At 64.8% G+C, this 12,924-nt stretch carries 8 protein-coding genes and 1 pseudogene; 4 read left to right on the forward strand and 5 right to left on the reverse strand.

All coding sequences use genetic code 11. The features are described from left to right. The first annotated feature begins 6 nt into the window (after positions 1–6). Positions 7–1,281 carry an NAD(P)/FAD-dependent oxidoreductase gene (locus DYE23_RS16690; protein WP_115327684.1) on the forward strand — a complete coding sequence of 425 codons (1,275 nt, stop codon included), beginning with the start codon at positions 7–9 and terminating at the stop codon, positions 1,279–1,281. A gap of 680 nt (positions 1,282–1,961) precedes the next feature. On the opposite strand, the gene istB (DYE23_RS16695) is transcribed toward DYE23_RS16690, so the two are convergent. From istB (DYE23_RS16695) to istA (DYE23_RS31090), 4 genes and pseudogenes are all read right to left on the reverse strand, one after another. After that, the gene (istB, locus tag DYE23_RS16695; RefSeq protein ID WP_115327685.1) at positions 1,962–2,774 is read right to left on the reverse strand and encodes an IS21-like element ISMyma9 family helper ATPase IstB; all 813 of its coding nucleotides are present in this window, start codon (positions 2,772–2,774) and stop codon (positions 1,962–1,964) included. Continuing rightward, positions 2,774–3,983 (reverse strand): annotated as a pseudogene (gene istA, locus DYE23_RS16700) (IS21 family transposase). Before istA (DYE23_RS16700) ends, istB (DYE23_RS16695) begins: the two are co-directional and overlap by 1 nt. 113 nt (positions 3,984–4,096) lie before the next feature. After that, on the reverse strand, positions 4,097–4,876 hold the full coding sequence (gene istB, locus DYE23_RS31085) for an IS21-like element helper ATPase IstB (protein ID WP_115327697.1): 780 nt from the start codon (positions 4,874–4,876) through the stop codon (positions 4,097–4,099). Between the two features lie 63 nt (positions 4,877–4,939). Then, positions 4,940–6,481 (reverse strand): IS21 family transposase, encoded by a 1,542-nt coding sequence (istA, locus tag DYE23_RS31090; RefSeq protein WP_115327696.1) that lies wholly within the window; start codon positions 6,479–6,481, stop codon positions 4,940–4,942. A 647-nt stretch (positions 6,482–7,128) separates the two neighbouring features. On the opposite strand from istA (DYE23_RS31090), the gene istA (DYE23_RS16710) reads away from it, so the two are divergent. Both istA (DYE23_RS16710) and istB (DYE23_RS16715) read left to right on the forward strand, forming a co-directional pair. Continuing rightward, positions 7,129–8,751, forward strand: coding sequence for an IS21 family transposase (istA, locus tag DYE23_RS16710; protein WP_115326215.1), 1,623 nt, complete (start codon positions 7,129–7,131; stop codon positions 8,749–8,751). Between the two features lies 1 nt (position 8,752). Continuing rightward, a complete protein-coding gene (gene istB / locus DYE23_RS16715) occupies positions 8,753–9,550 on the forward strand; it encodes an IS21-like element helper ATPase IstB (RefSeq protein WP_067388237.1) in 798 nt (265 codons plus the stop codon). Positions 9,551–10,507: 957 nt separating this feature from the next. Here the strand turns inward: istB (DYE23_RS16715) and DYE23_RS16720 are convergent. Beyond that, the gene (locus DYE23_RS16720) at positions 10,508–11,452 is read right to left on the reverse strand and encodes an AMP-binding protein (RefSeq protein WP_272940049.1); all 945 of its coding nucleotides are present in this window, start codon (positions 11,450–11,452) and stop codon (positions 10,508–10,510) included. 29 nt (positions 11,453–11,481) lie between these two features. Between DYE23_RS16720 and DYE23_RS16725 the strand changes: the two genes are divergently transcribed. Continuing rightward, positions 11,482–12,876, forward strand: a complete 1,395-nt coding sequence (locus tag DYE23_RS16725) for an IS1380 family transposase (protein ID WP_115326321.1) — start codon at positions 11,482–11,484, stop codon at positions 12,874–12,876. The last annotated feature ends 48 nt before the right edge of the window (positions 12,877–12,924 follow it).

The raw sequence follows: 12,924 nt of genomic DNA on the forward strand, positions 1-12,924 counted from the left end.
GCGCTTATGCCAGCCACCGTTGTCATAGCCGGCGCGGGCCAAGCCGGTGCCAGCACGGCTGCAGCACTGCGCGAGTTCGGATTTCCGGGACGGATCGTGCTTGTCGGTGACGAACCGTATTTGCCGTATCAACGGCCGCCCTTGTCCAAAGGCCACCTCGCTGGCGTGAACGCCCAGGAAGGCCTCTGGCTGCATCCCAACAGCTTCTACGCGCACCACGAGATCGACTTGATGCTCGACGATTCGGTACGCCGGATTGATCGCAACAACGCTCGGGTCGAACTCGCGAGTGGGGCGGTACTGGACTACGACCGTCTGGTGCTCGCCCTTGGGGGGCGTAACCGCGCCTTGCCTGTCGCTGGAGCCGACCTCGACGGTGTTGTCGGACTGCGGAGTCTGGATGAGGCCGACGACATTCGGGATCGGCTAAGTCGCGCCCGCAATGTCGTGGTGATTGGCGGCGGCTTCATCGGACTCGAAGTCGCCGCGACAGCGGTAAAGCTGGGCGTGGATGCCGTCGTAATCGAGGTCTCCGACCAACTGATGGGGCGCGTCGTGTCGCCTGAGATGGGCCGCATTCTTCTGGACGCTCATCGAGCTCGCGGATTGCACGTTGCCTTGGGCACGAGTGTCCGCGCGATGACGGGGGTGGCGGGCCGCGTCAACGCTGTCGTGACGAGCGACGGCCACGAACTCCCCGCCGACCTGGTGCTGGTGGGGATCGGCGCGATTCCCAACACCGAGATCGCCGAGCGCGCTGGGCTTCGCGTTGACAACGGGATTGTTGTTGACGAATACCTCGCCACTGACGACACGCAGATCTCGGCGGTGGGCGATTGCGCGGTCTGTCCCAACCCATTCGCCAGCGGGCGCAACGTGCGACTGGAGTCGGTACACAACGCCACGGCGCAGGCACGGTTTCTGGCCGCGCGTCTTGTCGGCCGGGCCGAACCCTACGTGAGCGTTCCATGGTTCTGGAGCAATCAGGGCGATCTGAAACTGCAAATCGCTGGACTTCGCGGTCCGTCAGGCCACAACGTCTTTCGCGGAGATCCGGCCAGTGGCCGGTTTTCGGTCTTCTGTTTCGAAGGCGACGTGCTGCGTTGCGTCGAGTCCCTCAACCGACCAGGCGACCACATGGCTGCGCGCAAGCTGTTAGCGGATGGTGTCGCCCTAACCCCCGATCAAGCGAGCGACCTCACTGTTGACCTTCGCACACACCTCGCTGAGGCCACCGTCGAGCCGGTCCTCACCGATGACCGGACTCCCGCGCGGGGCTAGCTTTCGCCATGAGTGTGGTTGGCAGCGCGATGGTTTCGAAGGGATCATGTAGTCGCCGTGTTCGGCAGGGCTTCATGTGAGAGCCGTGATGGCGGTCCAGGACGAAGCGTTCTGCAAGCGAAGTTTGCGCCGTCGAGCGGCTTAACACTCACGGCCCTCATGGTCCGTTGCTCAGCGTTCCTTGGCGATTCAATCCCCCTTCATCGAAGGGGCTGGGATCGCAACGGTCGGTAAAGCACGCGGCACGCCTGGCGCCCGGACGAGCACGACATTCGGTGAACGACAGCGAGTTCTGAGCCCGACCCCGTGTGATGCCCACCGAGGCGTCGCGGTCCTCGGCCGGTCCTGGTCGCGGGATTGAACCGAGGCGGTTCAGCGGTGCCGACTGGTAGTAGGCCGGCGCCAAACGCACTGCCGAGTGTGAGGTGTTCGCATCGACCAAGCGTTCAATCGGAAGGGCTATCGCGGCCGATGCCGCCGTTCGAACCGGACGCAAGTCGGGCGGGAAGGCTGGTCCGGATCTGGCCATCGGTCTGGGCGAGTATAAGCCGTGCTCTCGGCACGACGGCAGTGATGATTGTTCGGAGTCGACCGTTGCGGTGTGGGTCGCGATTTAACGGTGAGTATGTCGGCTCCGGTCGAATCCTGCGCAGTTTCTTCCGGTCGAAAAGTGAGCAGGTTTACGGGGTTGAGTCTGCCTGACGGTCGACTTCGACGGAGGGCAGTGACTCGATTGCGGTGTGTTTGATGCGGTAGCTGGCGCCTTTGAGGGCGATGACGTCGGCGTGGTGCACGATGCGGTCGATCATTGCCGAGGCGATGGTGGCTTCCCCGAAGACCTGTCCCCAGCGGGAGAACGGCAGGTTGGAGGTCAAGATGACCGAGGATTTCTCGTATCGGGTGGAGATCAGCTGGAAGAACAGGTTGGCCGCTTCGGTGCCGAAGGGGATGTAACCGACTTCGTCGATGACGATCAGCCCGTAGCGCGAGATCTTCCGTAACTCGGCTTCGAGGCGGTCGATGCGGTGGGCTTCGGCCAGCCGGCTGATCCACCCGGTGGCCGGGGCGAACGCCACCCGATGTCCGGCCTGGGCGGCGGCGATCGCCAACGCGGTAGCCAGATGGGTCTTGCCGGTGCCCGGTGGTCCGAGAAGGACGATATTGCGGGCCTCGGCCAGCCAGCCGCCGGCTTCCAGACGGGCGATCTGAGCCCGGTCCACGCCGGGTTGGGCGGTGAAGTCGAAATCGGTGATCGTCTTGATCGCCGGGAACCCGGCATAGCGGATACGTTGCCGGGCACCAGATTCGGCGCGGGCGTTGGACTCCACCGCCAACACCGCGGCCAGATAGTCTTCCAACGACCAATTGGCTTCCCGGCCTTGTTCGGCCAGTCGGTGATAGTGCGCGGCGATCCGCGGTGCCTTCAATAGTCGGGATTGATGCGCGATGAGTTTGTCGGCCTCACCTGGGGTCGGGGCACGTTTGGTGGCCATCAGGCGACTTCCTCGCCGGTCCCGAACGCAGCGCCGTAGGCGCCCAGATCCGCAACCTGGACCTCGACATCGAGATGGCTGCTCACCGTGGGGCGGTTGCGGTAGTGCTCGCGGAGCACCGCCGCTGCTGCCAGGTGCTCAGGGTCGGATATCAATCCGTTTGTTCCCCAAAGCCTTTCATGGCTGGCGACCGGCCGGTCACCACAGACAGCTACCACACGGTCCAGGCATGCGGTCACGGTGATCATCCGCCCGATGACCTCCGGATGCACCGAGTAGGCGTTGCCACCGAGGCTGACGTAATAGTCCCGGCCCAGTCGGGTGCTGAAGGTGGTGCCCGTCGTCGGGGCCACCGGCGGCAACACCGCCATCGCCGCCCGGTCCGCGGCGAGCGCGTCCGCCGGGATCGCCGTGGCGCCGCATGTTGGCCTTCATCGTCAGCCAGTCGGTCAGCTGAGCGTTGAAGTCGGCCGGTGAGGTGAATACGCGGCCGGGTAAGAACGAGGTGCCCAAATAGCCGTTGGCCCGCTCGACGAGCCCTTTGGTTTCCGGGTCATAGGGTCGAGCCTGAACCAGGCGGGTCCCCAGCACACCGCAGAACCCGGCCACCCCCTCGGCCAGGCGGCCACGTTGGCCGATACCGGACTCGTTGTCCCACAACAGAGTCCGCGGAACCGCGCCGATGCGACCACAGAGCAGCTGCCACATCCCGGCCAGCAGATCCCCGGTCACCCGGGACGGGACCATCACCGCAGCGATGAACCGTGAATACGCGGCGACCATCACCAAGACCGGGAACGAGCGCAACACCCCGGCGTGATCGGGCACCAGCGCACCGGGAAACCACAGATCGCACTGGACCTGCTCACCGGGCCGATGCACCAGCCGGTCACACGGATCGGCTGGCGCATACTGCGGGCGGATCCGTGCGACGTTCTCCGAGAACCAGGAATGTCCACCGCTCCAGCCGACCCGCTCGGCGATCACCGACGCCGCCATCGTCGGATACTGCTTGAGCACGGCCCGCACCGCCGGCTCGATCTGGGCCCACGCCGAGGTCGTCACCGGTGGGCGTTCATAGCGTGGCGGGGAATCCGAGCGCACCGCGTTGGCCACGGTGTTGCGCGCCAGGCCCAACTGCCGGGCGATCTCGGCCTGCGAAAGCTTCTCCGACCGGTACAACCGCCGGATCTCAGCCCAATCCTCCACAGTGATCACACTCCAAACGTTGAAGGGTGCTCACTTTTCGACTGTCGACCGTCGCGTAATTCCCCCGGGGTGTCCGTCATGTAATTCCGCCACCGGTGGGCCTCGGTGTAGGTCTACCGGGTGGGCTTGGCGTTGTCTACCGGCGCGCTAGCGCCGGGTCTTTTTCGGGGTCGGTAGCTGGGTCCGTCCATCAGGATCTGGTGGCTGGTGTTGATCAGGCGGTCGAGCAGCGACTCGGCGACGACGGGGTTGGGGAACAGGTTGTACCAGTCCTTCGGTGATCGGTTGGAGGTCAGGATGAGGGGGCGGCCGTTGACGGCGCGATCGGAGATCAACTCGTAGAGGTCGTCGGCGTGCATCGCGGTGTGTTCGCGCATGGCGAAGTCGTCGAGGATCAGCACGAGCGGTTTGGTGTATTCGCGGATGCGTTGACCCCAGCTGCGATCGGCGTGACCGCCGGCGAGGTCGGAGAGTACCCGGGAGGTCTTGGCGAATCGGACGTCGCCGCCGCGGCGGGCCACTGCGTGCCCAAGCGCTTGTGCCATATGGGTTTTCCCGACTCCGACGGGTCCGTAGAGGATCACTGATTCGGCGGCGTCGAGCCACCGCAGTGCGGCCAGGTCGCGCAGCATCGCCGCGGGCAGCTTGGTGTTGGCGGTGAAGTCGAAGGATTCGAATGTCGATTGTTCCTCGAAGCGGGCTCGGCGGATGCGCCGGGTGAGGGCGGCGGATTCTCTGCGGGCGATCTCGTCTTCGCAGAGCACCTGGAGGAAGTCGAGGTGCCCGAGGGTGCCGTCGCGGGTCTGCGCCAGCCGGGCATCCAGGGTGTCGAGCATGCCGGTGAGTTTGAGGGTGCGCAGCGCATTGCGTAGTGCGGGGTCGAGGATGCTCATGGTGGTGATGTCCTTAGGTTCAGATCGAATGATGTTGGTTGCCAGCTGGATACGATGCGTTGATCACGCGATCTCGCCGGTGGTGGTGTCGAAGGCTTGCGGCCCGCGCAGATGCGCCGCGGCTTGCGGGGCGGCGGATTCGATGATGCCGTCGAGTTCGGTGCCGGCGGCCAGGATGCCCTTGACCGTGCGGTAGCTCGGGTCGCCGACGGTGATCGCCCGCGCGCAGGCGGCTTCCAGGCGGTCGTGGCCGACGGTCTTGAGCAAGGCGAGGACGCCTTGAGCGCTGCGCAGTCGGTGGATGGCGTTGACTTCCATGAATTCGGCGATCACCTGGGTACAGGCCGGTCCGACCTCGGCGGCTACTCGGCGACACCAGGTCGGGTTGCGCATCGTGAAGGCGATCTTCTCCGGCGGGTAGTGCTCGAAGTCGGTGGCCCGCCCACGGTGATGGGTGACGTGGGTGGCCACGACGTCGCCGTCGTGCACGATCTGCACCAGGTCGCCGCACGTGCGGGCGTGGACCTGTTGGCCCATCAGCCGCCACGGCACCGAGTAGAGCGCCTTGCCGACTTTCACGTGGCAGTCGGCGGCGACCTTGCCCGTCGACCACACCGCAAGTTGGAAATCACTGTGCGGCAACGGCAACAGGGCATGCTGTTCAACGGTGGAGAACACGAACCCTGGTTGCTCACCGTCGAGTGCCCGAGAGTTTCGCGCCCCGGCTACCTCACGGCACCAGACCAGCGCGGCGGCCTGCATCTGCTCCAGCGAGGTGAACTCGCGGCCCCGCCAGAACGAGTCCCGAATGTATTGCATCGGGCGCTCGACGCGTGGTTTGTCCTTCGGCTTGTTCGCCCGCGCCGGGTCGATCAGGCAACCGTAGTGGGCACCCAGTTCGGCGTAGGCCTTGTTGATCTTCGGGTCATAGAGATCCGGTCGAGTGACACCGGTCTTCAGGTTGTCCGGGACCAGCCGGGCCGGGACGCCACCGAAGAACTCGAACGCTGCCACATGCGAAGCGCACCAGGAGGATTGATGCATCTTCAGGACCGGTTGGACGAACAGATGCCGCGAATGGGCCAGCACCATCACGAACGCCCACACCGTCACGCGTCGACCACTGACTGGGTCGAACCACATCCCGAGGCGGCCGTAGTCGATCTGGGCCTCGCTGCCCGCTGGCACCGATCCGCGGGCCACGGTCACCTTCTCCCGCGTCGCCTCTTCGGAGAGGTTCGCCGAGATCCACCTGCGCACTGAGGATTCCGACGCGGCAACGCCATAGTCGTCACGCAGCCGCTGCGCCACGGTCGCCGCACTGACCTCGGCCTTGAGCCAGTCACGGATCCGGTCGCGGTGCACTTCGATGCCCGGCCAGGTCGTGGCCCGCAGACCGGGGTCGGCGACCTCGGGAAACCACCGACCAATGTGCGCCGCCCACTCGGGCTCGGTGACCGGCTCCCCGCCCGGGGTCAGCGACTCGGCGATCGCCGGCGCCAAATACTTCGCGATCGTCTTGCGGTCGATGCCCAAACTCTCCGACAGCTGGCGCTGAGACCGACCCGCATGCCAATGGGTCAACAACTCGATCAGGTCGAACACGTCGAAACTTCTCCTCGCCATTCGGCGCCCTTCCTCACGAGTCGAACCGTGAGTCGAGCGAACCTGTGTACGAGGCCCACGACCGGCTGCCACACCGCCCCAGGGTGGGGGAATTACGTGACAGACGGGGTGGGGGAATTCCGTGACGGACAACCCCTCAAGCTGGAGGAATTACGTGACCGCTGACATTCGACCGGAACTACCTGCTCAATTTTCGACCGGAACCGACATGAGTACGCTCATCGGCGCCCAGCCCACGGCGGTACCGCATCGCAGCGGCACAGCGACTCCACGACCGTCTGCCGGCCACAACGGGTTGCCACCTTGATGAACCCTCTACGCCACGGCGGTGCAATGACTGTCGCCCGGTTGTGCAGCTGCTGAAAATTCCCCTGCGTACGAACGGACTTGGTATCCGACGCCGCATGATCACTCCGAAGCAGGATGGCGATGTTCGAGCTCAGCAACGCACGGTCGATGCAACCTCTGTCGCCTGCCATGAGGATGGGACCAGTGTGACCTGATTTTTGCCAGGGTGATGGGACCACCTGGATTGCCAGTTATGGGACCACCGGCGCGTCGCGTCGGTGGTCTTTTCATTTGTTCGTTCGATCGCCGTGACAGCTCAAGTCACGGAGGTCGCCGGCATGGCTTTTCGGGAGGTCAGTGTGAACGAGATCAGGGAAGTTCTGCGGGTGTGGCTGGGCGTGGCGGGGTTACCGGCGCCGGGGTACCGGACGATCGCCGCGCATTGCGGTGTGGATCGCAAAACGGTGCGCCGTTACGTCGAGGCCGCCCACGCGGCCGGTCTGCGCCGCGGCGACGACGCCGGCGCGATCGACGACGGTCTGATCGGGATGGTCGCCGAAGCGGTGCGCCCGGTTCGCCCCGATGGTCACGGCGCGGCGTGGGAGCAGTTATTGGGGTTCGAGGATCAGATCACCAAGTGGGTGGCCGGCTCTGGTGAGCAGCGGCCGTTGACAGTGACCAAGATCCACACTCTGCTGGGAAGGCAGGGCTGTGTGGTGCCGTATCGGACGTTGCACCGATTCGCCAGCCAGCGTTGCGGTTTCGGCCGCAAAGATCTCACGGTGCGGGTCGCTGATGGTGATCCCGGGGTGGAGTGCCAGGTCGACTTCGGCTATCTGGGGATGCTCACTGACGTCGATGATGGGCGCCGCCGCAAGGTGCATGCGCTGATCTTCACCGCGGTGTACTCCCGGCACATGTTTGTGTGGCTGTCCTACTCGCAGACTCTGGCCGCGGTGATCGCCGGCTGCGAGGCGGCCTGGGAGTTCTTCGGCGGCGTGTTCGCCGTGCTGATCCCCGACAACCTCAAACCGGTGATCGCCGCCGCCGATGCGGTCAACCCGCAGTTCAGCCAGGGCTGGCTGGACTACGCCGGGCATGTCGGGTTCCTGACCGACCCGGCGCGGGTGGCCTCGCCGAAGGACAAGCCGCGAGTGGAACGCGCCGTGCAGTACGTGCGCCGAAACTTCTGGGACGGTGAAACATTCACCAGCCTGGCCCATGCGCAGCAGGCGGCGACGGTGTGGTGTCGTGACACCGCGGGCACCCGCACACACGGCACCATCTGCGCTCGTCCGCTGGAGGTGTTCACCGCCGAGGAACAGTCCCGGCTGTTGCCGGTGCCAGGGGTTTATGACGTGCCGGTGTTCAAGACGGTCAAGGTGCACCGCGATTTCCACGCCGAGGTCGCCAAGGCGCTGTATTCGCTGCCCGAGTGCTGGATCGGTCAGTACCTGGACGTGCGGGCCGACACCGAGTTGGTGAAGTTCTATCGCCGCGGCGTGCTGGTCAAGGTCCATCCTCGCCAGCCGGCCGGTGGGCGCAGCACCGACCCCGCTGATCTGCCCGAACACAAGACCGGCTACGCGCTGCGCGATGTGACGACATTGATCGCCACCTGCGCCGCGCACGGCCCCAACGTCGGGATCTACGCCGAACGCATCCTCGATGACCGGCTGCCCTGGACGAAGATGCGCACCGTCTACCGGCTGCTGGGCCTGGTGCGCCGCTACGGCGCCGACCGGGTCGAACAGGCCTGCGCACTGTCGCTGGATCTTGATGTCGTCTCGGTGAACAAGATCGCCTCCATGCTCGAGCGTGCCACCGAGACCAGCACACCCGCGCTGCCGAAGGCCGTCCGCCACACCGCCACCCGCTTCGCCCGCGATCCATCCGAATTCAGCTCCACCCCAACACCATTGACCATCATCACGACCACCGTTGCCGAGGAGAACCGCTGACATGACCACCACCGCCCGTGGCGCCACCGACCCGATCGGCGCTGACCTGCTCCGACTGCTCAAGACCCTCAAACTCGGCGCGATGGCCGACACCCTGCCCGAACGCGCCGCTCTGGCCCGCCAACACAAACTCAGTCACATCGGGTTCCTGGAAACGCTGCTGGCCGACGAGGTCTCCCGACGCGAATCCCGCTCCGCCGCGTTGCGGGCGACCAAAGCCGGACTCGACCCCACCATGCGGTTTGATACCTGGACCGCACACGAGGACCTGCGCTATGACCGCACCCTGCTGGGGGATCTGACCTCACTGCGGTTCCTCGACGCCGGCCAGTCCGCGATCGTCCTCGGGCCCGTTGGTGTTGGCAAGACGCATCTGGCAACAGCATTGGGACACATGGCCATTCGACGCAGACACACCGTAGTCTTCGGCCGGGCCGACAAACTGTTCACCCGACTGCGCGCCGCAAGGCTCGACCACACCGTCGACGCCGAGATCCGCCGCCTGGCCGCCGTCGACGTCCTCATCATCGACGACTTCGCGCTACGCCCGCTCGACGCCACCGAAACCAGCGACTTCTACGAAATCGTCGTCGAGCGCCACCGCGCCAAGACCACCATCGTGACGTCGAACCGCGAGCCCGCTGAATGGCTGACCATGACCGCCGACACCCTGCTGGCTCAATCAGCCATCGACCGGCTGACCTCCGCCGCGCACACCCTGGTCATCGAAGGACCGTCCTACCGCCAACGGACCCGGCCCCAGCTTGACCCAGACCCCGCCGACGAGCATCCTCAGTAACGCGCCACGGTGGTCCCATCCCCCTGGCAATCAGGTGGTCCCATCACCCTGGCAAGCGACAACCTCCCCGTGGCTTCGATCGCAATCAACGGCGCGTTCAGCCCGTGCTTCTTCATCACATCGTTAAGCTCAGCGATCCCGTCTCGAGACATCGACCACGACATCGGCATCCCACAGACAAGGGCGTGCTGATCGGTACCTGACTGAGCGCCTTGCCCAGACCCAGGGGCGACAATCATCCGAGAGCGATCAACGCAACCTCATACCGACGTGAACAGCCTCTTCCGAACCGGACCTCCGAGAGGATCCGCCCCCTAGCCTCTGTTGGCCTATCAGCTCAACGCACCCGCGCTTGTCGAGGAGGACGGTCGGTGCTCAATATCGAATGGTGTTCGCCGGCGAAGGCTTCCCAGGCAGCGATAACGAGCTGGATCGAGGCCTCCGGGTGGGCGGCGGCGACCGCGGCAATCGCCGAGACCGTTTGCGGCCCAAGGCCTGCTGGACTCCCGGGTACGCGCCCTGACGCGATAGCACCGTGCAGCAGTCGTTGAAACTGGCGCCGCTCCCCCGGTACGGTCATCCGGCCACGTCAGGCTCGTGTCGGTCAGACAAGGGTGTAGTTGCTACCCCACGGACTGCGGTCGGCGCCTCCTTGGTGAGCCTTAGCCCGGGGACGCGTATATCGATCACCGCCAGATCGGTTGTGTGGCGGCCGGCGGCCTGCGGCGCAGTACGCTGCAACCGCGCCCCGCCACGACCGAACGACCGGACCAATCTCGCCGAAACTCGTCGGGGCATTGCGGGTTTCATCGTGAGTTCAAGCCGCCACAATCGGGATGCTGAATTGGTCACTTGGAACACCTTCATTGTTCGCGGCGTCGTCACCGCCGCATCCGTTCCCCCGTGCGTACCAAGCCGAGTACTTGAGGCTGCCGGGACGCAGTTCAGGAATACGCGTTAGGAACGTCGCCGGTCACCGCGGGCGACGACCAGTCCCAGTTCTTCAAAGTCGAGGGTGGCTTCGCTGATACCGCGTTCACGCAGTATGAACTTTTGCACACGGCCATTGGCGTTGGTCGGTAGGGAATTAAGTACCTCGACGTAACGCGGAATGGCATAGTAGGGCATCGACTTTCGAAAGAATTCGAAAAGTTCCTTTGGCTGGATTTCGCAGCCGTCGATCAGCACCAGGCAGACCTTGACGTCGTCCTCGCTGAGATCAGATGGCACGGCGTGCACGGCCGCTTGAGCGATCGAGGGGTGTGCGGCGATGGCCTGCTCGAGTTCGATGGAGGATACGTTTTCGCCTCGGCGACGCAACGAGTCCTTCTTTCGGTCTGCAAACCAAAAGTATCCGTCGGCGTCGACACGGCCGCAGTCCCCGGTGTGGTGCCACAGATTCCGAAAAGTACTCACTGTCGCGGCATCATCGTTCCAGTATCCGGAGAACAGGCGGAACGGCTCGTCGGGGCGGACTACAATCTCGCCGGCCTCACCAGCTGGCACCTCCCGGTCGTGATCGTCGACGACCTTTACCTGCAATCCTCGCGTCAGTTTGCCCATGCTTCCGGGGTGGCGCTTGTCTCGCGGATCACCGAGCAGGACTGGCCAGCATTCCGATTGGCCGAACACTTCCGCGAATGGGCTTATGCCGAAGCGCTTCTCGAAGCTGTCGATGAAATCGGCAGTCGAGGGCATAAACGTAATATGGCGCAGCGTGTGGTTGCGGTCGTCTTCGTGGGGTGGCTGGGCCATGATCGCCATACCCATCGCCCCCATTCCGAGGGCAGCGGTGGCGCCCGTCTCCCTAATCCTTGATCCACCGATCGAATAGGAGTTGGGGCGGGTTGTAAAAACGAAATGCCCTGTCGCGGTGAAAGAATGGGATTTGTCTAGGATCACATTCGGTCAGAACGAAGGGCATCTCGTAGATGCAACTATCTCACACTCGTCCTGTGGCGTCAGCCCGCTTTGATGACCCCAATCTGGTGTCGTGTGCCGGGCTGGTCCCGATGGCCGCTCTGGCTCATCAGTGCGGGTTGAGCAGCCTGGCTGATGAGCACATCACGGTGCCGACCGACAAGGGCGCCAACGCCGGGGCGAAAGTCTTGTCGCTGGTCGCGGGCATGGTAGCTGGTGCTGACAGCATCGATGACATGGCCTTGCTGCGCCACGGCGCGATGGGCACCGTGTTCGACCGCCCGTACGCCCCGTCGACGCTGGGATCGTTCCTGCGCGAATTCAGCTTCGGTCATGTCCGCCAACTCGACGCCGTGGCGGCGCGGTTGCTGGCCGGTCTGCACGAACGCACTCCGGTGCTGGCCGGTGTTGACGGTCCGGTGTGTGTTGATCTCGATGACACCATCATCGAAGTGCACGGCTACACCAAACAGGGATCTGGTTACGGATACTCCGGGGTCCGTGGGTTAAATGCGCTGATCGCCACGCTCACCACTGAGCATGGTGCACCGATCATCTGCGGCCAACGCCTACGCAAAGGCGCCTGCGGATCAGCACGTGGAGCTGCCCGCATCGTCGGCGACACGCTGGCCACCGTGACACGACTGCGCTCTTCGGCGGCAGCCACCCGGCCGCTGCTGCGAGCCGACTCGGCGTTCTACGGCTACCCAACCGTGGCGGCTGCTCTGCGCGGTGGTGCCGACGTGTCGATCACCGTGCGCCTGGACCCAAAAGTCAAAGCCGCCATCGCCGCCATACCCGAGGACGCCTGGATCCCGATCCAGTACACCGACGCGATCTACGACGAGAACACCCAGCGCTGGATCTCGCGCGCCGAGGTCGCCGAGATCGACTTCACCGCGTTCAGCTCCCGCAAAACCAGCGAGCAGATCCCCGGCAGGCTGGTGGTGCGGCGCATCCCCGACCTCAACCCCGCCAGCGGCGAGGGGCAGACCACCCTGTTCGACACCTGGCGCTTCCATGCCTTCTTCACCACCACCGACCTCGATACCGTCACCGCCGACAAGACCCACCGCGGCCACGCGCTCATCGAGCAGGTCCACGCCGACCTCAAAGACTCTGCTCTGGCCCATCTGCCCTCGGGGCGATTCGGCGCCAACGCCGCCTGGCTGGTGTGCGCAGCGATGGCGTTCAACCTCACCCGCGCCGCGGCCACCCTGACCGGACCAGCGCTGGCCAAAGCCCGCACCGGCACCATCCGCCGCACCCTGATCAGCGTGCCGGCACGCATCGCCTCCTCGGCCCGACGCCTGACCCTGCACCTGCCACGCAACTGGCCCTGGGAAACCGCGTGGAACACCCTGTTCCACAGTCTGTTTGGCCGAAACCGGCCACTGCTGGCCTAACAGAGCAACCCCAACCGCCCGCACGAGACGAAAGACCCACAGGAACAA

It is taken from the genome of Mycolicibacterium gilvum (assembly GCF_900454025.1).
Taxonomy (GTDB): domain Bacteria; phylum Actinomycetota; class Actinomycetes; order Mycobacteriales; family Mycobacteriaceae; genus Mycobacterium; species Mycobacterium gilvum.